Genomic DNA, 24,403 nt, shown 5'->3' with positions numbered 1-24,403 from the left:
ACAACAAATGCGAGTCAGTTGGGCTAGGTGAGCAGTAGGGCCACGGCGATCATTGCCGGGACGGCCACCACCGTGGTGATCAGGACCGTATCCTTGGCCACGGTGATTCCCGTGTTGTAGCGGCTCGCGGCCACGAACACATTCTGCGCAGTGGGCAGGGCCGCCGTGACCACCACGGCGAACAAGGCATGCGCCTCCAGGCCCAGGGCGAAGCGGGCGAACAAGTACGCCATCGTGGGGTGGACAAACAACTTGAAGCCGCTGGCCAGGAGCGCGTCCGTCCGGCGGCCTGTGTCCTTTTGCAGGGGCCGGGAGCCATTCAGGCTCATCCCGAAGGCCATCAGCATCGCCGGAATGGCGGCACCCCCGATCAAGTGGATCGGGTCCATGATGAGCGAGGGCACTTGCCAGCCCGTTCCAGCCACCACCAAGCCGAGGGCCGATCCCACGATCATCGGATTCCGCACGATCATCAGGACGAAGCGCAGGGGAGTGGTGCGGTGGGCGCTGGTGCTCGCGTCGAGCGCCATCAAGTACATGGGAGTGAAGAATGCGAGCTGGAAGATCAACAGTGGAGCCACATAGCTTGCGTCGCCGAGGACGAACACGGCGATGGGGATGCCGAGGTTCGCAGAGTTGGCCAAGGAAGCGCTCATGGAGGACATGAGCGATTCGGGCAGGGAGCGTTTGAGCCAGAACTTCACGATGACGAAGAACAAGCTGCCAGTGACGACGGCGCCGACCGCCGTGACCAGGAGCGGAGCGGCGAAGATGTCGCGGAGATGGGCCTTGCCCAGGGTTTCAAAGAGAAGCGCAGGGCTCGCGACGAAGAAAGTCAGGCCGCTGAGGACCGAACGTGCGTTGTCTCCCAGGATCCCGCGCTTGCCGACGAACATGCCCACCAGAATGATGGCCCACACCACGAAGAACCCGGAAAGTACGCCCAGCACTACGGCATCCGGAGGGGGACGGGCGCGGAGCGGCGTGGGTTCACAGTCCCAGCCTAAATCAGCTTTATTCGGCTGTAAGGCCCGACGGCGGCATGTTCCGCCATGTGGACCGCGAAGGAGCGGTGCCCTGGGGCAGCGGAAGAGGGGAAGCTAGTTCAGGTCTGCGTTGTTGAGTGCGTGCGGCGGGCGCATAATGCCGGGAGTGATGCCTTCGGCCGGATCACTGCCGAGCTGGACGATTTTGTTGGCCCTGTCCACATGGACAACCTTCGGCTGGTAGGCCCTGGCCTCTTCCGTGGTCATCTCCGCGTAGGTGATGAGAATGACGACGTCGCCCACGTGCACCAGGTGCGCAGCGGCCCCGTTGATGCCAATGACGCCGGAGCCGCGTTCGCCGGCAATGGTGTAAGTTTCCAGGCGCGCGCCGTTGGTCACGTCAACAATGGAGACGAGTTCGCCGGGGAGAATATCCGCAGCATCCAGCAGATCCAGGTCGACCGTCACTGAACCTACATAGTGCAGGTCGGCATGGGTCACCGTGGCACGGTGGATCTTGGACTTAAACATTGTGCGGTTCATAACGTGACAAGTTTAGCGCGTGGCCACCCGATCGCCGGGTGATGCCTGACACAGGCTAGGCCTTGGCGGTGGCCTTCCGGGCCTGCCGCCTCTTCAGGGAACCGTAGCCGGCGAGCAGTTTTGGGACAACCAGGTAGACGGCGGTAGGAACCACGGCGAGCGTCAGGACGAGGGCGCGCAGTGCCGGGTGCCATGACTCCGTGAGCGGAGCGAGGATCGTCATGCCGATCGCGACGAGGGGGAAGATGGCCAGCCACGTGATGACCGCACGCATGTGCACGGAAGGCATGTGTATTGAAGGCGTGTGCACGGAGGGCGTGTGCACGGAAGGCAGGTGCGGAGCGGGCGCGGGAACCGGCGCAACCGCGGCGCTGTCCGCGGGTGCGGAAACGGGGATTTGGGTGCTCATGACATTCTCCAACTATTTGGTTGCTTTCGGCGTGAGTTCAGACTAGACCCCACCATCGAAAACTGCAACTACTTGGTTGGAATCTGTTAAGGTGGACACATGGCATGGGATACCGAGCGGACCAAGCGACTCCTCCTTGAGGCAGCGACTGCCGAGTTCTGCCAATTCGGACTAGCCGGCGCCAGGGTGGACCGCATCGCCGCTGCGGCCGGAGTCAACAAGGAACGCATCTACCAGTACTTCGGCAAGAAAGATCTTCTCTTCGACGCCGTGATCGCATCCCAGCTCAGCAAGGTGGTGGACGAAGTCCGCATCGAGGGCGCTGGTCCCGAAGCCTTGGCCGATTACGCCGGACGCCTGTTCGACCATCACCACCAAGATGCCACCCTTCCGAGACTGCTGTTTTGGGAGGGTTTGGAGCGGGGCGAATATGTGGTGAACCGTCCGGACCGGGCCGCGAACTGCAGAAACAAGGTTGACGGCGTCATTCGGGCCATGCCGGGGACGTCCAGGGAAGATGCGGCCGATCTGATGCTCACCATCATTGCGTTGTGTGACGCCTGGCCGGTACTGCCCGAGCTGGATGGCCTCATGGCCGGCAGCAAGGGGTCAAGCAGGGCGGAGCGGCGCCGGAAGACGATCGTCCAGACCGTCCTCCTTTCTGCACGGGAGCTGGCTACGCCTGCTTGTTGAGGGTTCTGCCGATGATCGCCTGTGTCAGCGCATCGACTACCTCGGCGTTCGCCAAAGGGTTGCGGATCAAGGTGAAGTCGACGTCACCCACGGGCGGGAGGTCGAAGCGTTTGGTGATCACCGTGAGGTCCTCGGGAACCAGCGACGACGGCATGACTGCGACGCCTATGCCTGCGCGCACCGCCGCCAAGACGCCCGCGATCTGCTTGGTCGAGCAGGTGACCCGCCACGTCCGGCCCATGGCCTCCAGCGCGTCGATGGCAAGTTTCCGGCTGACGCTCGGAGCCGGATAGCAGATCAGCGGCACAGGGCTGGCGGGGTCCAGCACGGTCTGCTCGACGCCCACCCAGGCAAACTTGTCGTGCCGGACGACCGTGCCGTCCTTCGCCTCGCCCACCCACTTCACGAATACGAGATCCAACTGCCCCGCATTGACGCGTTTGTAGAGCTGGTCACTCTGGCTGACGGTGAGTTCCAGGTTGATCTGGGGGTACAGCTGCCGGAACTCGCGCAGGATCCGAGGCAAACCTGTGATGGCGAGATCGTCCGCTGTTCCGAACCGGAGGCGACCGCGCATCGCGGAGCCGGAAAAGTACCTCGCCGCGGAATCGTGCGCGGAGAGGATATTGCGGGCAAAGCCGGCCATGGCGTCGCCGTTGTCCGTGAGCCGGACATCCCGCGTGTCGCGGGCTACAAGCGCCCGTTTGGCCGCCGTCTCCAGCTTTCTCACGTGCTGGCTGACCGTGGGCTGTGCCAAGCCGAGGCGCTCGGCTGCCTTCGTGAAACTCAAAGTCTCTGCCACGGCCAGGAAGGACCGCAGCTGCACGGGTTCGAACACGGGACTCCTTGAATAGCTACGTACACCGCCGCTCACGCCGGTGTATTGCACTTCGCAATGCTAGTTATACGGCCAATTCACTTCCATAATCACCGCGGCCAACCCTAGCGTTAAAGGCATCCCAGCGAAACGCCTATCCAAGGACTACTTTTGGCACCCCCACCGCCCTCAGCGGCAAACGTCAGCCAACCCATCATCGATTCACTCGCCGCAAGCAGCCGATTTTCACATGCTGCCGAACCGGATACGGTCACCCAGCCAATCGCCGTCGTCAGCGAACGGTTGCCCTGGCGGCACACCTTCATTTCCCTCAAAGTACCAAACTTCCGGATTTTCGCGATGGGCCACTTCGTAGCAGTCATCGCTCTCTGGATGCAGAGGATTGCCCAGGACTGGTTGGTACTCCAGCTCTCCGGATCCGTCACCGCCGTCGGAATAACCGTGGCATTGCAGTTCATGCCGTCGCTGTTCCTGGGCCCGTGGGGCGGCATGATGGCGGACCGCTTCCCCAAGCGACGCATCCTCATCCTGTGCCAAAGCGTGGCTGCCTCCCTGGCCGCCATCCTTGCCGTGTTGGCGTTGAGCCACCACATCGAGGTGTGGCACGTCTACGTGATCGCGTTTGTCCTGGGCCTTGTGACGGTTCTCGACCAGCCCGCCCGGCAGGTCTTCGTCAACGAACTCGTGGGCCCGAAATACCTGCGCAACGCCATCAGCGTCAACTCCACCACGTTCCAGTTGGGCGGCCTCATTGGTCCCGCACTGGCCGGCGTGCTGCTGACCGCGGTCGGCGCGGGCTGGGCTTTCGCGGCGAACGCGGTGGCCTGCTGCTCCACGGTGACCATGCTCCTCATGCTGCGCAAGAACGAACTTTATGTCAGCACGCCCGTGCCAAAACGCAAGGGAATGTTGCAGGAAGGCCTGCGATACGCCCTCAGCAAGCCCACCATCTACTGGCCGTGGCTCATGGCCGGCTTTGTCGCGGTCTTCGCGATGAGCCTGCCTGTGCTCCTCGCCGCCTTCGCGGACCACATCTACCATGCGGGTGCCGGCGGCTACGGCTTGCTCAACGCCATGGTTGCCCTTGGCGCGCTGGCCGGAGCAATCACTTCGGCCCGCCGCCGCCAATTGCGCCTGCGCTCGGTGGTGCTGTGCGCCGGGATGTACGGGTTGATGCTGTGCCTGGCGGCGTTGGCACCGTCCATGGTGTGGCTCTCCGCCGCCATGGTTCTCTCCGGATTCTGGTGCCTCATGTTCCTGACCGCCGCCAACCAGCTGGTCCAGGTGAGCGCCAACATGAGCATCCGCGGTCGCGTCATGAGCCTCTACATCATGGTGCTCATCGGTGGCCAAGCCATCGGCGGACCCATGATGGGTTGGCTTGCCGAGCACCTGAACCCGCAGGCAGCTCTCTTGGTGTCCGGTGGGGTGCCGGCGCTCGCGGCGGCGACAGTCGCCGTCGTGCTCGCCCGGAAGTCTGAGTTGCGGCTCAAGGTGAACGTCAGGGATCGACGCCGGATGGTGCGGATCGTCCCGCAGTCGGCGTAGCGGAATAACGGCCGAACGCGGCTGAGCCGGGCACCCACACGGCGCCGGGCTCAGCCGCAGTGAGGCTGCGAGGCGATTACGCCGCAAGGTGCGGATAGTCCGCTGAGCGTCCTTGGAACTGCAGCACATCCGGGTTGCGGATGACACCGTCCCGGATCTCGATGGCCCGGGAGATCGTTTCGCTGGCCTCCCAGGCCTCGGGGCCCGAAATGACCGTCCCGAGGAACGGCAGGAGCGCTTCGCTGATCTCCCAGCTGGACGAGTTCCACAAGTAGGACGGGCTGTGGTCCACGGCGTAGTAGTTGATGTGGTCGCCCACCGTGAACATCGGCTCGGCGAACGTCGTGGTCCGCGCCCAACTGAAGCCCATACCTTCGTCGCAGGAGACGTCAACAATCAAACTGCCCGGCTGGAACGCATCCAGGTCCTCGGTCCGCAGGTATGTCAGCGGCGAGTTGGGATCCTGCAGCGTGCAGTTGACCACGATGTCGCTCGCGGCAAGGAACGGAGCGAGTGGCAGGCGGCCACGATCGGTAATGACCTCGCTCAGGAAAGGGGCGTTCTGGTCGTGGTCGAACTGCACTATGCGAACCGAGTGGATGGGGGAGCCGACCGCCGCAACGCCGCGGTTGGTCAGTACCTGGACATCGTGGATGCCGTGCGCGTTGAGGGCGGTCACCGCGCCACGCGCTGTGGCTCCGAAGCCAATCACGACGGCGCTCAGCCGCCTCCCGTAGTCACCCGTCGAGCCCGTCAGCGCAAGGGCGTGGATGACCGAACAGTAGCCCGCAAGTTCGTTGTTCTTATGGAAAACGTGGAGCCCGAAGCCGCCGTCGCTGGCCCAGTGGTTCATCGCCTCGAACGCGATCAGGGTCAACTTCTTGTCGATGGCCAGTTGGGTGATGGCCCTGTCCTGGACGCAGTGCGGCCAACCCCAGAGGACCTGCCCGTCGCGGAGATCGGCCAGGTCTTCCGGCTGCGGCTTGGGCAGGAGAATGACATCCGAATCCGCGATCAGTTCTTCACGGCTTGCCATGCCAGCGACCAGCGGCTCAAGTTGGCCGTCCGAAAAGCCGAAGCGCTCGCCGTAGCCGCGCTCGAGCCGGATATTTTGCCGGAGTTCCGGAGCAATACGCTCCAGGTGCAGGGGATGGACAGGCAGCCGGCGCTCGTCCGGCTTCCGCGAGGACGACAGGATGCCGAGTGTCATGGCGCCTGTATGGCCGCTCACTTTTTGTTGCCGGTTGCCGGCTTGGCCACCGTGGTTGCGGAGGACTCTGAAGCCCGCTTGTCCGCGCGCTTTTCTTTGATGGATTTGCCGGATTTTTTCGATGCAGCTTGGCGAGGTGATTTGTCAGCCATGATCGCTCCCTTAGAGCAGAGCCGAAATGGCTCCTAGCTCCTGACGATACACCCAGGGTATGGGAGGCCTTGTATCCGGGCAAAAATGGAGCGGGCGACGGGAATCGAACCCGCGTATCGAGCTTGGGAAGCTAGCGCTCTACCATTGAGCTACGCCCGCAATACTCCGCAAACCAGCCGGAGCAGATCCCAGCTTAGCGCAGTTGGGGCCCTGATTTAGACACAGACTCACCGGTATCACGGTCTCATCAAATTCCCTACAGAGCTCGTAAAGATTCGGTTAAGGCTCGACGTGGGTGTGTTGCGCTGCGCCGCGCCTGACTATTCTGTAGCAGTTAGCTGCTGTGTCATGGGGAACCCGGCTATGTCCAAGAGCCGTACGCCGAAAGAGGATTCCGTGGCATTTGCAGAGCATGAAGTACTCATTGGTCGCGATGCCATGACTGTCTATCAATTCCTGGTGGACGGACTCAACAATCCGCTGTGGCGCAGCGGTATCCGCAGCATTTCGCTCCGTTCGGGACACGCCGGCGAAAAGGGCGCCGTTTATCAGCAGACTTTGGCGGGCCCGGGCGGGCGGCCGATCGCGGCTGATTTCCAAATCACTGAAGCCAGGCCAGGCGCCGAAGTGCGTTTCGCCGTCGTCGCCGGTCCTGCGCGGCCTACAGGCGGCTACTACCTCAGCACCGAGGGGCCCAATACCCGCCTGCGCTTCGCCCTGGAGTACCACCCCAAGGGTCTGCAGAAACTCATGAACAGCATGATCCAGAAGACCATGGAAGACGAAGTGGTCCAGCTGGAGCAGCTCAAGTCGGTCATCGAGGAGCAAACCCCGGAGGCATGAGAGTTACTGCGCCAGCTTGAGTCCGCCCAAACCGGTTATCGGAGTGCTCGGGGTCGTGAGGCGTCCGGCGGTCAGGTCCCAATACTCGATCGTTCCATCGCTCAGCAGGCCCGCGATTCCGGTGGTGTTGAGGCCCGTGACGCCCTTGAGCGAGCGCAATCCGGAGTAGTCTGTCCAGGCGGTTCCGACCACCAGATGTGCCTCTGCCCTCGGCGCGGTGAGCCCGGAGCCGCGGTAGAGTCGCAGGTTCCCGTTTGCTTCAACCGCCAGGAGGTCCTGGAAGCCGTCGGCGTCGTAGTCCACCATGCTCAGCCGGATCGCGCTGACGCCCGAGCCCACTTGGGTCCGTCCGACCAGGGCGGTGAGCCCCAGGTTCCGGTACAGGTAGAGCGCGCCGCTGGAATCAGTGGCGAGGATTTGCGGAAGCCGGTTGTTGCCGCACCAAATGCCCACGGCCATGGTCATCGACTGCCAGCCCGATCCGCCCAACGTCACCGGCGCCTTGAATCCTCCGCTCACCGCTCCGGGGTAGAGCAGGAGCCTGCCGTCCAGCATTTGGACCAAGACGTCGGTCACACCGTCGCGGTCCCAATCGGTGGTCATCACTTCCTTCGCCCCGGCGAAACCGGTACCGACCGTCCGCGCGGGACCGAACGTACCGTTGCCGAGTGCCGGGTAGTCCCTCAAGTTGCCGGAGGGGTCGACGGCGACGAGGTCACCGGCGCTGCGGATGGCTGCGGTGCTGAGGTCCAGCGTGGGCGGCTGGTGCTTCGCGATGGGGTCGCAGACGGTCGGGGGCGGAAGCTGGGGAGGGGCCGTGCCGGCGCCCGGGCTGTTGACTGTGCCGGCGGGGAGCGTCGTATAGCCGAAGAGATTGACGACGCCCCACATCGTGTAGCTGTTGGGCGTGGTCAGGTAGTTGCCGTCGGTGAACGTGATTCCAACGCCGATCACGTTGAAACGGGGATCCCGCAGGAGCGCATCGTGGGCGGGTGAGCTTTTCCACCATTCGACAAGCTGGGCGGCATTCCGATCCCAGCGGACCGCGATGATCTCGCCTGCCCCGTTGTTGGGGTTCAAGGCCCTGGGGTCGGTCCAGAAGTTGCTGCGGTGTTCAATCACTTGGCGGCTGGCGATGTTGTTGGACCAGTCCTGCGAAAGAGTTGACACGGTGGGGTTGTACTTCACCGGATTCAAGCCGAGCGACGTCCTGTAGGCATTGATGGCGTTGAACACGGCCAGCACCTGGGCGGAATTATCGTCGTTGACCAATGCTTGCGTCGAGACCAGCGGCACAGCTGCGGGGGAGGACTTCGTCGGGGCTGGAGCCGGCAGGGTGGCGCCCCCTGCCGCGGTCCCGGGGAGCGGGTCCGGGCCGGATGCCGGCGGGATGGAGGGCAGCGGGGGCGGGCCGGCCACTGCCTGGGGTGAGGTGCCTTTGCCGGGCTCGACGACGGGGCTCCCCTGCGCAGGGGAGGTCCCCGCTGGGACGGTTGAGGAGGTGCCTGCGCCAGCCGTGGCTGTAGCAGGGGCGGCTGCAGCTCCTGGTGGTGCGGGGGTGGCCGATGATGACCCCGGCGCGGGTGCGGCCTGCGGAAGGCTAGATCCCGACGGCGGTGCGGACGCCGTCGTCGTACTTTCAGCGCCTGCGGTGGTGCTTGAGGTGGAAGGCGCGGCGGCGGCAGTTCCCGCGAGCGGAACCGGAACGGCGAGCGGGCCAGAGGCAGGGGCCATCACCGTGAGAAGGCATGCCACCAGCACGGCGACGGGCACCGCAATTCGTCTCAATGTTTCCCCAGATTCGCGTCGTGCCACCGTTCCCAAGCACAACAGCGGTAACGGTAGTCTATGTGGTGCACTATAGTCCCATGCGCCACTCCGGCACCACGGGGTTCGCGATGCATACGGTACTTTTGATCCTGTGCTGATCTCTGACCGCGACATACGTGCCGAAATCGACTCCCGACGTATCGTCTTGGAGCCCTACGACCCCGCGATGGTTCAGCCGTCCTCGGTGGATGTGAGGATCGACCGCTTCTTCCGGCTGTTCGACAACCACAAATACGCGCACATCGACCCCTCCGAGGAGCAGCCTGAGCTGACTCGGCTGGTTGAGGTCGAGGGTGATGAGCCTTTCATCCTGCACCCGGGCGAGTTTGTGCTCGGTTCAACATACGAAACCGTGAGCCTGCCGGACGACGTCGCCGCACGACTCGAAGGAAAGTCTTCGCTGGGGCGCCTCGGCTTGTTGACGCACTCCACGGCCGGCTTCATTGATCCCGGGTTCTCGGGCCATGTGACGCTTGAACTCTCCAACGTTGCGACGCTGCCCATCAAGTTGTGGCCCGGCATGAAGATCGGCCAGCTGTGCTTCTTCCGGCTCTCGTCGGCCGCTGAGCATCCCTATGGTTCCGGCGGCTACGGCAACCGTTACCAGGGCCAGCGCGGCCCCACCGCGAGCCGCAGCCACCTGAATTTCCACCGGACGGCTGTTTAGCCCCTGTCGAGAGGTGAGATCTCACCTCTTTGAAGGTACGAAAGGCCGAGATCTCACGTCTCGCTGGCCCAACCGGCGCGGGCAAGGGCATCGCGCACGCGGTGCACGACGCCGTCGAACCCCCACGCCTTCACGTGCCGTGCCGTAATGGTCACTGAGGTCCAGCCGATCGCGGCGATGGATTCGTCACGGCGAATGTCCGATTCCTTCTGCGTGGCAGTCAGGTGGTGGCTGCCGTCGTAATTGACGGCAACTTTGTACCGGGGGAAGGCCAAGTCCGGCCATGCCAGCTCCCAGCCGGCTGAATCCCGGACGACAAAGCGCAATACAGGTTCCGGCAATCCCCGCCGGCCGATGGCAAGACGGAGCTTGGTTTCCGGTACGGAGTCGGCCCCAACCCTCGCGAGTTCCAGCGCCAGCAGGGCGTTCCTGCGTCCACGGATGCCCGGGTTTCCCTCCACCTGCGAACGCAAATCCTCAAGGGAACAAAGCGCGGCCCGGTTGTGGCCGAAACTGCGGGACTGAGTGCAGATGAAGTGGTCGGCAGCGGCCACGAGATCGTCGAGGGGCAGCAATGCCGCCAAATCGAGCCACGTCCGGGCAGGACTCGTCACGGGGACTCCGTCAAGTGCCTGACGGTCGGCGGCCCCCAAAGCTACCCTGCGCCCGGCGACCCCCTTGCGAACTGGCCGGTTCCCGCCGTCCCACCGCAGCAAATGCACCAACGGCTGGCGTTCGAGGTCAAAAGGGAGGGGACAACGCCACAGGATTGCCGCCGTCGGGCCGCAACAGACTGTTCCCGGTGAGATGCCGGTCAGCAGGCGTGCGGTGTGGGCAAGTTCCTGGGCGGCGCCCCACGGAACACCGACTCCGCGGCTGGCCACGCGAAGATCCTTATTCCATGCCCGGTTGTCCGAAACCCCGGCAGCGCGTTGCTCGGAGAGCGTGAACGAGCGGCCCCTGAGGGTTTCAGGAAGAGGCCCGGGACTGCGCATGCACCAATTCTTGGCACAACGTAGGCGCCCGTAGCCGGTTATCCACAGTGGGGAGGAGTAGTGCGGGCCCGCTTACAGATCGAGAGGTGAGATCTCGCCTCTTTGGAGGCTCGAAAAGGCCGGGATCTCACGCCTCGAAGGACGCAATAGGCTCCGATGCCTTCGCTTTGCGCGGGGACTTGCGGAAGGCCTTGACTGTCGGTTCCACGAAGCGGGCTGCGAGAGGTCCGATGATGGCCATGAGCAGCACATACGCGGTGGCGAGGGCGGCAAGTTCGCGCGGGACGACTCCCGAGGCCACGGCGAGGCCCGCAATGACAATGGAGAATTCGCCGCGGGCAATCAAAGCGGCTCCGGCGCGGAAACGCCCGGGAACGGCGATCCCTGCCCGCTTCGCGGCCCAAAATCCGGTCAGCACCTTGGTCACGGCTGTCGCGAGAGCCAGGAGCAGCGCCCAGCCCAGGACTGGCGGGATGCTGGACGGGTCCGTGTTGAGGCCGAAGGCCACGAAGAAGATAGCCGCGAAGAGATCCCGCAGCGGTTCAAGGATCCGCGTCGCGTTGTGGGCCGTGGCCCCCGAAATGGCAATGCCCAGCATGAACGCGCCCACAGCCGCGGAGACTTGGAGGGCGGACGCGATGCCGGCCACGAGAAGTGCGGCCCCGAGGAGATTGAGCAGGAAGACTTCGGAGTTTTCGCTGTGCACGGCCTGGGATACCCGATGGCCGTGTTTAAGGGCCACTACCAGCACGAGGGTGACGACGGCCAACGCAATACCTACCGTCTGGAGACCGCCCAGGAAGCCCACGCCCGCGAGGATCGCCGTCAGGATAGGAAGGTAGATGGCCATGGTGAGGTCTTCGAACACCAGGATGGCCAGCACCACCGGCGTTTCACGGTTACCGATCCGGCCGAGGTCGGTGATCACCTTGGCGGCGATGCCGGAGGAGGAAATATAGGTCACCCCGCCCATCACGATCGCGCCCACGAGTCCCCAGCCGAGCCACACGGCGATCCCGGCACCTGGCAGGAAGTTCAACACGAGGTCCAAAACGCCGGCTTGCCAGGAGCGGCGCAGCCCGGTGACGAGTTCCGCGGCCGTATATTCCAAGCCGAGCATCAACAGGAGCAGGATGACGCCGATTTCGCCGGAAAGATGGGCGAACTCGTGCATGCCATCGAGCTTGATCAGTCCACCCGCCCCGAACGCCAGTCCCCCCACCAAATAGAGCGGAATGGGTGACATGCCGATCCTGCCGGCCAAGCGCGCCAAGAGGCCGAGACAGAAAACGACTGCGCCCAGCTCAATGAGGGTCAGGGCCAGGGGGTCCATGGACGTCAGCCGTTGCGCAGAATGGCAGCCGCAGAGTCAAGACCTTCCTGCGTACCGACAGCCACCAGCAAATCACCCGTGTGAAGGACGACGTCGGGGGCCGGTGAGGGAACCACTTCGCCTTCGCGCATGATCGCCACGATCGAGACGCCACTGCGGGTGCGGATCTGGGCTTTGCCCATGGGCTGGTTGTTGAAAGGGGAATCCGCGGTGATGGAGAACTGCCGCGTGACAATGCCGGGAATTTCCTTGTGGGCTTCGGCCAAACGCATGGCGATGTGCTGCCCGCCCAGGAGATTGCCCAGGGCGGCGGCCTCGTCTGCGGTCAACGGGATGGATGCCTGGCAGGTATCGGGATCGTCCCACGTGGAGACGAAAAGCTCGGTCTCACCCTCCCGCATCTCGACAACACCGATCCGGCGTCCCGAGGCCGTGATGAAATCCTTGCGGACCCCGAGGCCTGGAAGTTCTGTCTCATCCACGTTCATAAGTCCACCCTAGCCCTCTTGAGGGGACGGCGGAATGATGCCACTCACAGCCGCCGCACAAAGCGGTGCGCGCCTTTCTAGGGGGTCAGAGCCAGGCCGCGCGCGGCGTCGTCGTAGTATTCGCGGTTCTCCAATCCGGAGGCTGCCGCCTCGTCCAGAACCACGACAGCGTCGGCATGCCACTGCAGGATCGAACCCGGGCACGACGCCGTCAGCGGTCCCTCGACGGCGGCAGCGATCGCGGGGGCCTTCGCGGCGCCCGTGGCGATGAGCACCAGCCGGCGCGCATCCAACACAGTCCCCAATCCCTGGGTGATGCAGTGGGTAGGGACATCGCCGTCGTGGTCGAAGAACCGGGCGTTGTCCCGCCTCGTGCGGGCCGTCAGCCTCTTCAGCCGTGTCCGGGAGGACAAAGAGGATCCGGGCTCATTGAATCCCACATGGCCATTGGCGCCGATGCCGAGGATCTGCACGTCGACACCGCCGGCGGCAGCTATTGCGGCGTCGTAGGCAGCCGCTCCCGCTTCGAGCTCGGCCTGGGTGGTGCCGGTACCGTCAGGGACACTCAGCCCGGCCAAGGGAAGCCCGATCACATCGTAGACCTCGCGGATCAGGACCTCGCGGTAGGACTGGACATGTCCAGTCGGAAGGCCCACATATTCGTCCAAGGCGAATCCCGTGGCGGCCGAGAAATCGGCTCGTCCCGCAGCCGCAGCAGCTGCGAGCTCCGCGTACAGTCCCAGGGGAGACGAACCGGTAGCCAGGCCCAGCACGGGTCCCCTGCCTGAAGGGAGTCCTGAGAGGACGGCTTGGGCGGCGGCCGAAGCGGCCGCTTCCGGAGTGGGCGTGACAATGACTTCCATGGCAACTTTCTGTCGATAGGTGGGGTGCGGGCGCTAGCTAGCCAAGGTCAGGCTTTGGTGCTGCCGTTCAGCAGTGCAGTCAGGGCCTGGGACACGGTGAGGGACGCACCATACGTGACGATGTCCGCTCCGCCGCGCGGCCAGCCGCACTCGACAGCGATCACCGCGTGCCCCTCCGCCCTCAAGCGGGCGAATACGGTCCACAGCGGGTGTTCGGCATCCAGGCCGCGCCCGACGACGGCGACCCGCGCGCCGTCGGGCACCTCGCCTTCGCGGACCACCGCCGAAGCCGTGGCAGCGGGGCCCCAGGGCACGCGGCCGACGGCGAAGTTCGACCCGGTTTCAACCTGCACGATCGCCACGGGTTCCTCCCGTGCAAGCCATCGTTGGGCGGCTTCGGACACCTCGAAGGCCTCGGCGATACGCTCGCCGGCGAGCGCCCTGCGGTCGGCAGGCACGCCGGCAGGCTCCGGCTGGCCCGGTAGGCCGAGCTGGCCCCTGATGGAGGCCTCCTGGATTTCCGCGGCACCCGCGGCGGGGAAACCCGAGGACAATGCTGCCGTGCGGGCGACCGCGTCCGCGAGACGCTCCACGGGCAAACGCCCCTCTTCAACCGCGTCTGCAATCGCGGTGAGCGTCTGCTCGAAGAGTGCCGGTCCTGTTTCGGAGCCAAGGCACAGCAGGTCCGCCCCGGCGATCAGTGCACGGACGGCTGCTTCCGGAATGCCGGTCTGGGCCGACGCGCCAGCCATGTCCAGGGCATCCGTGATGATGACGCCCTCGAATCCCATGTCCCGACGCAGGAGGTCCTGCAAGATGCGCGAGGAGAAGGTGGCGGGGTGGTCCGGGTCGAGGGCTTCGACCAGGATGTGGCTGGTCATGACTGTGGCTCCACGGGCCGCGACGAGTGCGCGGAAAGGGACAAGTTCGCGTGCATCCAGCGTGGCGGCGTCGGCCGTGACCCGCGGGAGGGCCAGATGGGAGTCCGTGGTTGTGTCGCCGTGGCCCGGGAAGTGCTTGGCACACGATGCCACGCCGGCGTCTTCGAGTCCACGGATCCAAGCGGCGGTATGCCGGGCCACCAAATCCGGTTCGGCCCCGAAGCTGCGGACGCCGATCACGGGATTGGCCGGAGCGGAATTGACATCGGCATCCGGGGCCAGGTTGAGGTTGATGCCCAGGCCTGCGAGTTCGTGGCCGATGGCGCTGGCGCTGGCAGCGGTCAGGCCGACGTCGTCCAAACGCCCGAGCACCGCGTTTCCGGGCTGCGGTGAACCTGTGAGGTAGTGCAGCCTCGTGACGTCGCCGCCCTCTTCATCGACGGCGATAAGCGTGTTCGGGGAATGCGCGCGGAGCCCGGCGCAAAGCTCGCGCAGCTGGACGGGGGACGCCACGTTGGTGCCGTAGAGGCACACTGCCGCCAGCCCGGCGTCGTACGCTTCAAGGATCCAGACGGGGACGGCGATGCCGGTGAATCCGGGCATGAGGGTGCCTGCCGCGAGGCGGCGGAGGTGGGTGCGGGCGGCCCCGGTGGCAAAGGACTGGGTAGCGGGGGACTGAATTGTTTCCATGTCCGGTTCCTTCGAAGAATGCTTGGCTGGTTAGTCAGGGTTGGAAACGGCGGGGGCGGGGCACTTAGGCCACGCCAAGCTGGTTCCACAGGACCATCACGGCGGCTCCGCGCAGGACAATGTCCTGTGCGTCTGCCGCGAGACGGACGGACACCGGTGAAGGGTCCTGGTGCAATAGCCGCTCAAGCAGGGTCTGCTGGACGGCGTTGAGAAGGGGGCCTTCCAAAAGCTCCCGGGGTCCGCTGAGGACTACTTCGCCCAAATCGAGGGCGCCAACCACGGGCGCGAGGGCGATGGCGAGCCGCTCGCCTGCCTCCCGGAGTACGACGTCGGCCGCGGCGTCCGGTTCGGAGCTCGCCGCTGCTTCGGCCAGGGCCAGTTCGAGGCTTGGGACGGACATCCAGGTTTCGAGGCAGCCTGTTTTACCGCATTTGCACATGGTTCCGCCGTCGGTGCCGACCGTAACGTGGCCGATTTCGCCCGCCGCGGAGTGGGCGCCCCGGGCGCGCCTGCCGCCGACGATGAGCCCCGAACCGACACCGCGGCCGATTTTCACGAGGACTTCGTCGTCACTGCCGCCGCCGAACGTATGGTCCGCATGGACTGCGGCGTCGGCGTCGTTGGAGACGAGGGTTGGCAGGCCGGTGCGCTCCTGGAGGAGGCCGCGGAGGGCGACGTCCTTCCATCCGAAGTTGGGGGCCGTGGTGACCACGCCGTCCGCGTTGACGATGCCGGGGGTTCCGACTCCGATCCCGAGGAGCGTGGCGGTGGCCCGTCCGACGGCCTCGGAAGCGAGTTCGAGGACCTGGTTGACGACGTCCTCTCCGCTCCCCTCGGAGAGGGAACGCTCGACCCGTTCGAGGATGTTGCCGTCAAGGTCCAGGACAGCGGCACGCAGCACGGAATTTTCGGCCAAGTCCATGCCGATCACTTGAAGGCCTTGGCGATTGATGTCCACCAGGATGGCCGGCTTGCCAGGGCGGACTTCATCCGAGTGGCCCAGCTCCACCACATGGCCTCGTTCCAGGAGGTCCGAGACGAGGTCTGATACCGTGACGCGGGTCAGGCCCAGGGTCCGGGAGAGTTCCGCACGGCTCATCGCCCCTGCCGAGTGGAGCGTCTGGCGCACCAAGGAGAGGTTGTGGGCTCGCCCGTCGGAAGGCAGGGTTGCTGCCCCGGTCCGATCAGTGCGCTGGCGGTCACGAAGGGCTTCCATGTGAGTTAGTAAACTCTACTAACAATCAAAGATCAAGGGTTTTCCGCAAAGCACAGTCTCAGCTCAGCGGAACGGTCGCGATTTCCGTCTTGTTGGGTGACTTGACGGGCAGGATCACCAGCAGGCCGGCCAGGAGCACCACCATGATGCCCAGGATTCCCCAGCGTTGGGCTGCGCCCGGGGCCACAAGAGGGGTCGCAAGGGTGATGCACAGTGTGAAGAGCGCAGGCGCCAGGAAGCTCACGGCCCGGCCGGTAGTGGCGTAGAGTCCGAACAGCTCGCCGGATTCGCCGTCCGGCGCCAGCCTCGCGAGGTAGGCGCGGGAGGAAGCCTGTGCTGGTCCCACGAAGAGGCAGAGGAATAGCCCGAACACCCAGAACGTGGTGCTGCCTGCCCAATGGGCTCCGAAGAACACGTAGTCGCCGTTGCCGAGAACCAGGATCGCGGTGCCGGCTACCAGGAGTCCTAGAAGGGAGATGACGATGACGGCCTTGGGTCCGATCCTGTCGTCCAGGAATCCACCGATCATGGCGCCGACGGCGGCCACCACGTTGCCGAAAATCGCGAAGAAGATGACTTGTTTGAGCTCGAAGCCGAAGGTCCCGGCAGCAATGACCCCGCCGAAGGTGAAGACCGCCGCCAGGCCGTCGCGGAAGATGGCGCTCGCGAGCAGGAAGTAGATGGTGTGCGGGCTGGTTTGATAGATGGCCTTGATCCTGCGGACCAGCAAACCGTAGGAGGCAAGGAACCCGAGACGGGATTCCGGTTTCTTGACGGAGAGTTCCGGAACCGCGAAAAGGACCGGCAGCGCGAAGATGAAGAACCAGAGCGCGGAGAAGACAGCCACGAGCCTGATATTCAGGCTGTCCTGGGTGGAGGCCCCGAACCACTCGAAGGACGGTTGGACGAATAGCTGCAGCACCACGAGCAGCGCGATAATCCCGCCCAGGTACCCCATCCCCCAGCCGAAGCCGCTCACTTTGCCGATGTTGGCCGGGGTGGAAATCTGGGCCAGCATGGCGTTGTAATTGACACCCGCGAACTCGAAAAACACATTGCCAAGCGCGATCAACGAGACACCCAGAAGCAGGAATTCGGGCTTGGGGAAAACAAAGAAGCAAGAGCCCGTCAGGACGGCCACGAGCGCGGTGTTGACTCCGAGCCACAGCTTCCGCCGGCCGCCGGAGTCTGAACGCTGTCCGGTGACCGGCGCGAGGATCGCAATCGCGACGCCGGCAATCGCCAGCGCGGCACCCAACGTCGCCGACGCGGAATCTTCGCCGCCAAACGCCTTCGACGTCAGGTAGACGGTGAACACGAAGGTGGTCATCACGGCATTGAATGCCGCGGAACCCCAGTCCCAGGATGCCCACGCAAGGATCTGGCCCTTGTTCGACAGGGCAGGGCCTGAAGCAAGCTCGGATGCCGGGTGCGGGGCCTCAGGCGCAGTTGCCATGTTCATGGTTGATAAACTACCTGCACCGAACCCAACGCTTGACCGCCTGCTCCAACTTTTGACAACTTATTCCTGACTTTGCGGAGATTCCAGTGATCACAGTCCTTGCCGTGACCTTTGCAGCGGCAACTGTGGCGCCCTGGATCTTCCGGAAACTTCAGCGGAATGCCTTCTACGTCATCGCAGCGGTTCCCGCCGCTGCCTTTATCTGGCTGCTCCTACAGTACGACCGGATCTATCCCGGCCAGAGCCTTCCGGGTCCCGGGGACCCTACCGGCGGTTTCATCGAAGAAACCCTCCCATGGATTCCAAACCTCAAGCTTGAATTCGCGTTCCGCATGGACGTCCTGGCGTGGGTGATGTCCTTGCTGGTCCTGGGGGTCGGCGCGTTGGTCCTGGTCTATTGCGCCCGGTACTTCAAGAACAAGGATGCCGACCTCGGAGGGTTCGGGGCCCAACTCCTCGCCTTCGCCGGGGCGATGTTCGGCCTGGTGACGGCGGACGACCTCCTGATGATGTTCATCTTCTGGGAACTCACCACCGTCCTGTCCTATCTGCTGATCGGCTATGCGCGCACCCGACTGTCCGCGCGGCGCTCGGCTTTGCAGGCCCTCATGGTCACCACCGCCGGCGGCCTGGCCATGCTCGTGGGCCTCATCATTCTGGGCCAGGCCGCCGGAACATACCGGATTTCGGCGATCATGACTCAAGCGGCCGCCCTCGTGACGGGACCCGCACAAGGTGCGGTTGCTGCCGCCGTCGTACTCATCTTGGTAGGTGCGATTACCAAATCGGCGCTGGTCCCCTTCCACTTCTGGCTCCCGGGCGCCATGGCCGCACCCACCCCGGTGAGCGCCTACCTGCACGCCGCGGCCATGGTGAAGGCCGGCATATACATCGTCGCCCGCATGGCGCCGGGGTTCAGCGAGAGCCCGTACTGGTTGCCGCTGGTGCTCGGGCTCGGCCTGGCGACGATGCTGGTGGGCGGCTACCGGGCGCTCCGGCAGACCGACATCAAGCTCATCCTCGCCTACGGAACCGTCAGCCAGCTCGGATTCCTCACCATGGTGGTGGGCCTCGGCCGGCCCGACGCCGCGCTGGCCGGACTCGCGCTTCTGCTGGCCCACGGGCTCTTCAAGGCTTCCCTGTTCCTGGTGGTGGGCATCATCGACCACCAATCCGGCACGCGCGATATCCGCAAACTCTCGGGCGTGTACAAGTCCTCCAGGGCGCTCGCCATTGTGGCGGCCATCGCCGCTGCGTCCATGGCCGGAATACCTCCGATGGCAGGCTTCGTGGCCAAGGAATCCGTGTTCGAAGCCTTCGTCCACTACGGCACGGCCCCTGCTTCGCAACCGTGGGGACTGCTCCTCCTCGTCGGCTTGGTCCTGGGGTCCATCCTCACGTTCGCCTACAGCGCCCGCTTCATGTGGGGTGCGTTCGCCACCAAGCCGGGCGTGGAACGGACTCCGTTCAAAGCCATCCAGCCATCGTTCCTCGCGGCGCCCGCGATCCTGAGCTTCCTCACCATCGTGTACGGCCTGTGGCCGGATCCGGTTGACGGGTGGATCCAACCGTATGCGGCGCTCTTTGTAGAGCCCGCTGCCGGAACAAACGCAGTCGGACCAACCGCAGCCAGTGCCAGCCACCTTGCGCTATGGCACGGACTGACTCCCGCCTTGGGGCTGACCGCCGTGACGTTCGCGGCCGGCGTCGTGATGTTCTATGCCCGTAACCTCGTGGCGAGGGCGCAGACTCATATCCCGGATTGGGTGGACGGCGATCGCGCCTACCAGCGCACCATCGGGGCCTTGGATGACGTCGCCGTCTGGGTCACCGGGCGCACGCAGCGCGGTTCCCTCTACTTTTACCTGGCGGTTATTCTCACCGTGGCGTTCGCCGTTCCGCTCACGGCACTTATCGTCGCTAACAAGCCGCTCCCAGGCGGTCTCTTTTTGATCGACCCGAATTCTCCGCTCCAGCTCATCGCCGCGGCAGGAATCGTTGTTGGCGCGCTAGCCGCAGTCCGTGCCAATAAGCGCTTCCTCGCAGTGCTGATGGTGTCTGTCACGGGCTACGGCATCGCGCTCATGTTCGCGTTGCAGGGAGCCCCGGACCTCGCCTTGACGCAAATGCTCGTGGAGACCATCATCCTGGTGGCCTTCGTGCTGGCGATGCGCAGCCTCCCTCCGGAGCTCCGGGACCGCACCGGCGGCAAATACCGGGTGGTCCGCGTCATTATCGGCGTGGCGTTCGCGGTCACCATGATCTTCGTGGCGATCTACGCGATGGGCGCCCGCATTGCCGAGCCTGTGTCGCTCTCGTTCCCCCGGCTGGCCTACGAAGGCGGCGGCGGACTCAACGTGGTCAACGTGACGCTGGTGGACATCCGGGCGTGGGACACTTTCGGGGAGATCTCGGTGCTGGCAGTTGCCGCTACCGGCGTCGCGAGCTTGATCTTTGTCCGCAGCAGGGGTGAGCGCCTCAACAAGGCCGCCACGATTCCCGAGGGCATTGTGGGAAGGCGCGCCGCCGCCGGGGGCAGTTCGCGCGACGACGCATCGCTGGCACTCGTCCGCAAGTTCGCGGGCTCCCTGACGGACCCCTGGCTCGTGGCCGGCCGAACCCTGGCACCGGAACGGCGTTCCATCATCTTCGAAGTGGTCACGCGGCTGATTTTCCACTCGATGATCGTCTTCTCCGTGTACCTCTTGCTTGCGGGACACAATCTTCCGGGAGGCGGCTTCGCCGGCGGACTCACTGCCGGGCTCGCCCTGACCATCCGCTACTTGGCCGGCGGACGGTTCGAGTTGCGGGAAGCCGCACCGATCAGCGCCGGCATGCTGCTGGGAACCGGTCTTGCGACGGCGGCCGCGGCGGGCTTCGTCCCGTTGCTGCTGGGCGGCCAAGTGTTCCAAAGTGCCATCATCGGGTTCTGGCTGCCGCTGTTCGGTGACATCAAGTTCGTGACCTCGACGGTCTTCGACATCGGCGTGTACCTCGTGGTCGTAGGGCTGGCCTTGGACGTGCTGCGCAGCTTGGGAGCCGAGATCGACGAACACTTCGAAGAGACTGCCGGCGGCGACTCGGGGGATTCCGGGGAAGCCCGATCCGAAGCCGCCGCCGCGGTAACCACAGCAACTATTGCGCCAGGGAAGGGGACCCCATGAGCGTCAACTTGACCTTGTTGATCGTCATGGGAGTGCTCTATGCCTGCGGAATTTATTTGATCCTGGAACGCAGCCTGACGCGCGTTCTCCTGGGGCTTATGCTCCTGGCCAACGCAACCAACCTGTTGATCCTCGCCACGGGCGGATATGCCGGGCTGGCCCCGCTGTTCAACAAATCGACGGATCCGCGCGACTACAACGATCCTTTGCCACAAGCCTTGATCCTGACGTCGATTGTGATTTCCTTCGCGGTGACGGCATTCATGCTCGGCATCATCTACCGGACCTGGGCGTTGGCACGTCAAGACGACATCCAGGACGACGCCGAAGACCGGCGTGTGGCGAAGACACCTAGCTTTGACGCCGAAGACGACTCCGTGGTTCCTGAAGAAACGTCCGAATTCCCGGTGACGGCAGTAACCGAAGCAGCCAAGGAAGGGGGCCCCCAGTGAACATCGCCAGCCTGGCGCCGCTCGCCGTCGTACTTCCCATCCTCGGTGCCGCACTGACGTTCGCCCTGAACAGGAACCCTCTGGCCCAACGCGCGGTCAGCATCGGTTTATTGTCCCTGACCTTGCTCCTGGAATGCTGGCTCCTTGCCTCGGTATGGACCACGGGCACAGCATCCGTCACCCTGGGTGGCTGGCAGCCGCCTTTTGGCGTGGTGATGGTGGTCGACCAGTTCTCCTCGCTCATGTTGGTGGTTTCTTCCGTCATCAGCCTCGCGGTGCTCATCTACGCCACCGGCCAGGGCATGGCCGACGGCGACCGCGAGGCGCCGGTGTCGATCTTCCACCCGACTTACCTGATCCTGGTAGCCGGAGTCTCGAACGCCTTCCTCACGGGTGACCTCTTCAACCTGTACGTGGGCTTCGAGATCCTGCTGACCGCGAGCTACGTGCTCATGACGCTGGGCGGCACCGGTCCGCGCATCCGCGCCGGGGTCACGTACGTGGTGGTTTCCGTGGTGTCTTCGGTGTTGTTCCTGATCGCCATTGCCATGATCTACGGAGCCACCGGGACCATCACCATGGCGGATCTTGCCATCAAGCTGGCCGAATTGGATCCTGGCACCAGGAACCTGCTCCACGTCATGCTGCTCGTGGCCTTCGGCATCAAGGCTGCCGTGTTCCCGCTGTCGTTCTGGCTGCCTGACTCGTACCCGACCGCGCCGGCACCGGTCACTGCCGTGTTCGCGGGCCTGCTCACCAAAGTGGGCGTCTACGCGATGGTCCGCACGGAGACCCTTCTCTTCCCGGGCGACACCTTGAATGCCCCGTTGATGGTGGTAGCGCTCCTCACCATGCTGGTGGGCATTCTCGGGGCCATAGCGCAGAGCGACATCAAACGATTACTCTCCTTCACCTTGGTCAGCCACATCGGCTACATGGTATTTGGGCTGGCCATGTCTTCCGTTGCGGGGCTTGCTGCCGCGGTCTTCTATGTGGCCCACCACATCACGGTCCAAACGAGCCTGTTCCTGGTGACCGGCTTGATTGAGCGCCGAGGTGGCAGCTCGTCCATGGACAGGCTGGGTGGGCTCGCCAAACTGTCTCCGCTCCTCGCGCTCTTGTTCTTCATTCCGGCGATGAACCTCGCAGGAATCCCGCCCTTCTCCGGGTTCCTGGGGAAGCTCGGGCTCCTGCAGGCAGGCATCGCCCTCGGGACACCCTTGGCCATTACCTTGGTGGTGGGCGGCGTGGTCACGAGCCTCTTGACCTTGCTGGCAATTGCCCGGGTCTGGAACCGCGCATTCTGGCGGAAGCCCGAGGACGCGGAATACCCGGCCGCCGCCCTCAAGGACACGGCAGCAGTCGGCCTGCTTCCGCGGACCATGGTGGGGCCGACTGCCGCGCTGGTGGTCTTTGGCGTGGCGCTGACCGTCTTCGCCGGTCCACTGTTCCAATTGGCCGGAAACTCCGCGGAACAGATGTTGGACCGTACGGCGTACATCCATTCCGTGCTCGGCGGGAATGCGAAGGTTCCGGAGATCGCTGCGCCGGTGCAGGGAGGTGCCAAGTGAGCCGCAAGCGGATTTCGTTCCGGACCGAGTTGCCCCTGCTGGTCTGGCTCGTGGTCGTCTGGGGTGCGCTTTGGCGGGACTTCAGCCCGGGCAACTTGGTGTTCGGAGCGCTGATCGCCGTGGTGGTAGCCAGGGTCTTCTATTTGCCTCCCGTGGAACTCAGCGGACGATTCAACGTGCTGCGAGCCATTCCTTTTGCCGGGTTGTTCCTTGCCAAAGTGGTGGCCGCGAGCTTCCAAGTCATGTACTTGGCGGTATTCCGGGGGCCTTCGGTCACCAATGCCGTGGTCGCGGTTCCCCTTCGTAGCCATTCCGACCTCATGGTGACCGCCACAGGCCACGTGATTTCGCTGATTCCGGGTTCCTTGGTGGTGGAGGTGGATCGCTCAACGTCCACGCTCTATATCCACGGGCTCAATGTCCGCAACGATGTGGACACCGCCAAGCTGCGCAAGGAAGTCCAGGACACGGAGGCCTCGCTGATCCGGATCATGGGTACCCGGGCGGAAATGGACGCACTCCAGGCCGAAGGCTGGCCTGCAACGAGGGGAGTTGGCTCATGAAAGACATCGTGCTGATCGTCACGGCGGTGATTCTTAGCCTCGCGGCGGCAGGCGCCATCTACCGGATCGCCGTCGGGCCGTCCCTGCTGGACCGGGTGCTCGCCTCGGACGTGCTGCTCGCCATACTGGGCGCCGCGCTGGCCATCGACATGGCCGTCAACAGGCACCTCAACAACCTCGTGCTGCTCGTCGCCCTGACGCTGATCGGGTTCGTTGGCTCGGTGACGGTGGCCCGCTTCGTGGCCGACCGAAGGGGACAGGTCAATGACTCCTAATGCCACCGGAGTTGACGCAGTGATCGATGCGGTCACCGCAGTGCTGCTGATTGTTGGCGCGCTGATGTCATTGGGCGCGGCAATCGGCCTGTTGCGGTTCCCGGACCTTATGAGCCGCATGCACGCGGCCACCAAGCCGCAAGTGTTGGGGCTGTTCCTTGTCTTGGCGGCCATCGGGCTGCAGATGCGCGAATGGTGGGTGTGGCCGATCCTGGCGGTGGCCTGGATCTTCCAGCTGCTGACCGTGCCCGTATCCGCACACATGGTGGGCCGCGCAGGCTACCGGACCAAGCACCTCCACCGCGAGTTGCTGACCATAGACGAACTCGAGGCCGTGGTGCTGCGGGCTGCCGGTCAACGGGCAGCTGAGAAAGCTCAGGAAACGGAACCGGCAATGCCCAACACCGGGAACGGCGGGAGCTCAGCCGCGAACGGCCGGGATGGCGGGCGGTCAGCCTAGACGATGTCCTGCGTCTTCGAGAAACGCGAGATGGCGCGCTGGGTACTGCGGCTTGCGAAAACCTGGATGACTGCGCTGACGGTCGCCGAAATCAGCGCGAAGGTCAGTGCCGAGCGCAGGCTTGCCTCCATGTCATCGTGACCCTTGGGAGGCTTCTTGCCGGTGGACTTTTCCCACAACGCATTGACGAGTTTGGTGCCGACAAAGCCTGCGCCGATGCTGACGCCAGTGCCGAGCAGCTTGATGAGGAGGTTCATTCCGGGACTCCTT

General features: G+C 64.4%; 25 protein-coding genes and 1 tRNA gene. 10 read left to right on the top strand and 16 right to left on the bottom strand.

What is annotated here, in order from left to right; all coding sequences use genetic code 11:
* Window positions 1-23: 23 nt before the first annotated feature.
* From LFT47_RS19605 to LFT47_RS19595, 3 genes are all read right to left on the bottom strand, one after another.
* Window positions 24-950 carry an AEC family transporter gene (locus LFT47_RS19605; RefSeq protein ID WP_236813349.1) on the bottom strand — a complete coding sequence of 309 codons (927 nt, stop codon included), beginning with the start codon at window positions 948-950 and terminating at the stop codon, window positions 24-26.
* Between the two features lie 150 nt (window positions 951-1,100).
* The gene (gene panD / locus LFT47_RS19600) at window positions 1,101-1,529 is read right to left on the bottom strand and encodes an aspartate 1-decarboxylase (RefSeq protein ID WP_236813347.1); all 429 of its coding nucleotides are present in this window, start codon (window positions 1,527-1,529) and stop codon (window positions 1,101-1,103) included.
* A 55-nt stretch (window positions 1,530-1,584) separates the two neighbouring features.
* On the bottom strand, window positions 1,585-1,938 hold the full coding sequence (locus LFT47_RS19595) for a hypothetical protein (protein ID WP_236813345.1): 354 nt from the start codon (window positions 1,936-1,938) through the stop codon (window positions 1,585-1,587).
* Window positions 1,939-2,037: 99 nt separating this feature from the next.
* On the opposite strand from LFT47_RS19595, the gene LFT47_RS19590 reads away from it, so the two are divergent.
* The gene (locus LFT47_RS19590; RefSeq protein WP_236813343.1) at window positions 2,038-2,631 is read left to right on the top strand and encodes a TetR/AcrR family transcriptional regulator; all 594 of its coding nucleotides are present in this window, start codon (window positions 2,038-2,040) and stop codon (window positions 2,629-2,631) included.
* Here LFT47_RS19590 and LFT47_RS19585 read toward each other — a convergent pair.
* Complete coding sequence (locus LFT47_RS19585) at window positions 2,615-3,469, bottom strand: LysR substrate-binding domain-containing protein (RefSeq protein ID WP_236813341.1); 855 nt, start codon at window positions 3,467-3,469, stop codon at window positions 2,615-2,617. The genes LFT47_RS19590 and LFT47_RS19585 overlap by 17 nt on opposite strands.
* A 150-nt stretch (window positions 3,470-3,619) precedes the next feature.
* On the opposite strand from LFT47_RS19585, the gene LFT47_RS19580 reads away from it, so the two are divergent.
* Window positions 3,620-5,017, top strand: a complete 1,398-nt coding sequence (locus LFT47_RS19580) for an MFS transporter (RefSeq protein ID WP_236813339.1) — start codon at window positions 3,620-3,622, stop codon at window positions 5,015-5,017.
* Window positions 5,018-5,093: 76 nt separating this feature from the next.
* On the opposite strand, the gene LFT47_RS19575 is transcribed toward LFT47_RS19580, so the two are convergent.
* From LFT47_RS19575 to LFT47_RS19570, 3 genes are all read right to left on the bottom strand, one after another.
* The gene (locus LFT47_RS19575) at window positions 5,094-6,227 is read right to left on the bottom strand and encodes a N(5)-(carboxyethyl)ornithine synthase (RefSeq protein WP_236813338.1); all 1,134 of its coding nucleotides are present in this window, start codon (window positions 6,225-6,227) and stop codon (window positions 5,094-5,096) included.
* A gap of 17 nt (window positions 6,228-6,244) precedes the next feature.
* Window positions 6,245-6,379, bottom strand: a complete 135-nt coding sequence (locus tag LFT47_RS21410; RefSeq protein WP_264637052.1) for a hypothetical protein — start codon at window positions 6,377-6,379, stop codon at window positions 6,245-6,247.
* A gap of 86 nt (window positions 6,380-6,465) precedes the next feature.
* Window positions 6,466-6,539 (bottom strand) — tRNA-Gly (locus tag LFT47_RS19570).
* Window positions 6,540-6,776: 237 nt separating this feature from the next.
* Between LFT47_RS19570 and LFT47_RS19565 the strand changes: the two genes are divergently transcribed.
* Window positions 6,777-7,223: an SRPBCC family protein gene (locus LFT47_RS19565; RefSeq protein WP_236818717.1), complete on the top strand. Its 447-nt coding sequence runs from the start codon at window positions 6,777-6,779 to the stop codon at window positions 7,221-7,223.
* Window positions 7,224-7,226: 3 nt separating this feature from the next.
* Here LFT47_RS19565 and LFT47_RS19560 read toward each other — a convergent pair whose 3' ends face one another.
* Entirely contained in the window at window positions 7,227-9,011 is a 1,785-nt protein-coding gene (locus tag LFT47_RS19560; RefSeq protein ID WP_236813336.1) for a CAP domain-containing protein, read from the bottom strand.
* A 133-nt stretch (window positions 9,012-9,144) separates the two neighbouring features.
* Here LFT47_RS19560 and dcd point away from each other — a divergent pair, with 133 nt between their 5' ends.
* Window positions 9,145-9,720: a dCTP deaminase gene (dcd, locus tag LFT47_RS19555; RefSeq protein ID WP_236813334.1), complete on the top strand. Its 576-nt coding sequence runs from the start codon at window positions 9,145-9,147 to the stop codon at window positions 9,718-9,720.
* A 53-nt stretch (window positions 9,721-9,773) separates the two neighbouring features.
* On the opposite strand, the gene LFT47_RS19550 is transcribed toward dcd, so the two are convergent.
* The 7 genes from LFT47_RS19550 to LFT47_RS19520 form a co-directional block, all read right to left on the bottom strand.
* On the bottom strand, window positions 9,774-10,715 hold the full coding sequence (locus LFT47_RS19550; RefSeq protein WP_236813332.1) for an endonuclease domain-containing protein: 942 nt from the start codon (window positions 10,713-10,715) through the stop codon (window positions 9,774-9,776).
* Window positions 10,716-10,842: 127 nt separating this feature from the next.
* Window positions 10,843-12,048 carry a cation:proton antiporter gene (locus tag LFT47_RS19545; protein WP_236813331.1) on the bottom strand — a complete coding sequence of 402 codons (1,206 nt, stop codon included), beginning with the start codon at window positions 12,046-12,048 and terminating at the stop codon, window positions 10,843-10,845.
* 5 nt (window positions 12,049-12,053) lie between these two features.
* Window positions 12,054-12,536 (bottom strand): cation:proton antiporter regulatory subunit, encoded by a 483-nt coding sequence (locus tag LFT47_RS19540; RefSeq protein ID WP_059389838.1) that lies wholly within the window; start codon window positions 12,534-12,536, stop codon window positions 12,054-12,056.
* A gap of 77 nt (window positions 12,537-12,613) precedes the next feature.
* Window positions 12,614-13,399 (bottom strand): glucosamine-6-phosphate deaminase, encoded by a 786-nt coding sequence (locus LFT47_RS19535; protein WP_236813329.1) that lies wholly within the window; start codon window positions 13,397-13,399, stop codon window positions 12,614-12,616.
* 47 nt (window positions 13,400-13,446) lie between these two features.
* Window positions 13,447-14,970, bottom strand: a complete 1,524-nt coding sequence (locus tag LFT47_RS19530; protein WP_236813327.1) for a glycoside hydrolase family 3 protein — start codon at window positions 14,968-14,970, stop codon at window positions 13,447-13,449.
* A 64-nt stretch (window positions 14,971-15,034) separates the two neighbouring features.
* The gene (locus tag LFT47_RS19525) at window positions 15,035-16,186 is read right to left on the bottom strand and encodes an ROK family transcriptional regulator (protein ID WP_236813325.1); all 1,152 of its coding nucleotides are present in this window, start codon (window positions 16,184-16,186) and stop codon (window positions 15,035-15,037) included.
* A gap of 58 nt (window positions 16,187-16,244) precedes the next feature.
* On the bottom strand, window positions 16,245-17,648 hold the full coding sequence (locus LFT47_RS19520; RefSeq protein WP_236813323.1) for an MFS transporter: 1,404 nt from the start codon (window positions 17,646-17,648) through the stop codon (window positions 16,245-16,247).
* An 86-nt stretch (window positions 17,649-17,734) separates the two neighbouring features.
* On the opposite strand from LFT47_RS19520, the gene LFT47_RS19515 reads away from it, so the two are divergent.
* Genes LFT47_RS19515 through mnhG form a run of 6 tightly spaced genes read left to right on the top strand, consistent with a single transcriptional unit; the run spans window position 17,735 to window position 24,133 of the window.
* Entirely contained in the window at window positions 17,735-20,812 is a 3,078-nt protein-coding gene (locus tag LFT47_RS19515; RefSeq protein ID WP_236813320.1) for a Na+/H+ antiporter subunit A, read from the top strand.
* Window positions 20,809-21,264, top strand: a complete 456-nt coding sequence (locus LFT47_RS19510; RefSeq protein WP_236813318.1) for a Na(+)/H(+) antiporter subunit C — start codon at window positions 20,809-20,811, stop codon at window positions 21,262-21,264. Before LFT47_RS19515 ends, LFT47_RS19510 begins: the two co-directional genes overlap by 4 nt.
* Window positions 21,261-22,835: a Na+/H+ antiporter subunit D gene (locus LFT47_RS19505; RefSeq protein ID WP_236813316.1), complete on the top strand. Its 1,575-nt coding sequence runs from the start codon at window positions 21,261-21,263 to the stop codon at window positions 22,833-22,835. Before LFT47_RS19510 ends, LFT47_RS19505 begins: the two co-directional genes overlap by 4 nt.
* Window positions 22,832-23,398: a Na+/H+ antiporter subunit E gene (locus LFT47_RS19500; protein WP_236813315.1), complete on the top strand. Its 567-nt coding sequence runs from the start codon at window positions 22,832-22,834 to the stop codon at window positions 23,396-23,398. The genes LFT47_RS19505 and LFT47_RS19500 overlap by 4 nt, the downstream gene beginning before the upstream one ends.
* Complete coding sequence (locus LFT47_RS19495; RefSeq protein WP_078107371.1) at window positions 23,395-23,673, top strand: monovalent cation/H+ antiporter complex subunit F; 279 nt, start codon at window positions 23,395-23,397, stop codon at window positions 23,671-23,673. The genes LFT47_RS19500 and LFT47_RS19495 overlap by 4 nt, the downstream gene beginning before the upstream one ends.
* Window positions 23,663-24,133, top strand: a complete 471-nt coding sequence (mnhG, locus tag LFT47_RS19490) for a monovalent cation/H(+) antiporter subunit G (RefSeq protein ID WP_236813313.1) — start codon at window positions 23,663-23,665, stop codon at window positions 24,131-24,133. The genes LFT47_RS19495 and mnhG overlap by 11 nt, the downstream gene beginning before the upstream one ends.
* Here mnhG and LFT47_RS19485 read toward each other — a convergent pair.
* Window positions 24,130-24,390, bottom strand: coding sequence for a DUF4235 domain-containing protein (locus tag LFT47_RS19485; protein WP_059389844.1), 261 nt, complete (start codon window positions 24,388-24,390; stop codon window positions 24,130-24,132). The two genes, mnhG and LFT47_RS19485, sit on opposite strands and share 4 nt — an antisense overlap.
* Window positions 24,391-24,403: the final 13 nt, after the last annotated feature.

Source organism: Arthrobacter sp. FW306-2-2C-D06B (genome assembly GCF_021789175.1).
In the GTDB taxonomy this organism is placed as follows: Bacteria; Actinomycetota; Actinomycetes; order Actinomycetales; family Micrococcaceae; genus Arthrobacter.
This window is presented reverse-complemented; position numbering and strand designations above follow the sequence as displayed.

What these genes read in the sequence shown, in the direction of transcription:
- LFT47_RS19530 (WP_236813327.1), bottom strand. Translation starts at nt 14,970, where the DNA reads ATGGAAACAATTCAGTCCCCCGCTACCCAGTCCTTTGCCACCGGGGCC.
- LFT47_RS19540 (WP_059389838.1), bottom strand. Translation starts at nt 12,536, where the DNA reads ATGAACGTGGATGAGACAGAACTTCCAGGCCTCGGGGTCCGCAAGGAT.
- LFT47_RS19495 (WP_078107371.1), top strand. Translation starts at nt 23,395, where the DNA reads ATGAAAGACATCGTGCTGATCGTCACGGCGGTGATTCTTAGCCTCGCG.
- LFT47_RS19525 (WP_236813325.1), bottom strand. Translation starts at nt 16,186, where the DNA reads ATGGAAGCCCTTCGTGACCGCCAGCGCACTGATCGGACCGGGGCAGCA.
- panD (WP_236813347.1), bottom strand. Translation starts at nt 1,529, where the DNA reads ATGAACCGCACAATGTTTAAGTCCAAGATCCACCGTGCCACGGTGACC.
- LFT47_RS19545 (WP_236813331.1), bottom strand. Translation starts at nt 12,048, where the DNA reads ATGGACCCCCTGGCCCTGACCCTCATTGAGCTGGGCGCAGTCGTTTTC.
- LFT47_RS19510 (WP_236813318.1), top strand. Translation starts at nt 20,809, where the DNA reads ATGAGCGTCAACTTGACCTTGTTGATCGTCATGGGAGTGCTCTATGCC.
- LFT47_RS19520 (WP_236813323.1), bottom strand. Translation starts at nt 17,648, where the DNA reads ATGAACATGGCAACTGCGCCTGAGGCCCCGCACCCGGCATCCGAGCTT.
- LFT47_RS21410 (WP_264637052.1), bottom strand. Translation starts at nt 6,379, where the DNA reads ATGGCTGACAAATCACCTCGCCAAGCTGCATCGAAAAAATCCGGCAAA.
- LFT47_RS19595 (WP_236813345.1), bottom strand. Translation starts at nt 1,938, where the DNA reads ATGAGCACCCAAATCCCCGTTTCCGCACCCGCGGACAGCGCCGCGGTT.
- LFT47_RS19535 (WP_236813329.1), bottom strand. Translation starts at nt 13,399, where the DNA reads ATGGAAGTCATTGTCACGCCCACTCCGGAAGCGGCCGCTTCGGCCGCC.
- LFT47_RS19485 (WP_059389844.1), bottom strand. Translation starts at nt 24,390, where the DNA reads ATGAACCTCCTCATCAAGCTGCTCGGCACTGGCGTCAGCATCGGCGCA.
- LFT47_RS19575 (WP_236813338.1), bottom strand. Translation starts at nt 6,227, where the DNA reads ATGACACTCGGCATCCTGTCGTCCTCGCGGAAGCCGGACGAGCGCCGG.
- LFT47_RS19590 (WP_236813343.1), top strand. Translation starts at nt 2,038, where the DNA reads ATGGCATGGGATACCGAGCGGACCAAGCGACTCCTCCTTGAGGCAGCG.
- LFT47_RS19550 (WP_236813332.1), bottom strand. Translation starts at nt 10,715, where the DNA reads ATGCGCAGTCCCGGGCCTCTTCCTGAAACCCTCAGGGGCCGCTCGTTC.
- mnhG (WP_236813313.1), top strand. Translation starts at nt 23,663, where the DNA reads ATGACTCCTAATGCCACCGGAGTTGACGCAGTGATCGATGCGGTCACC.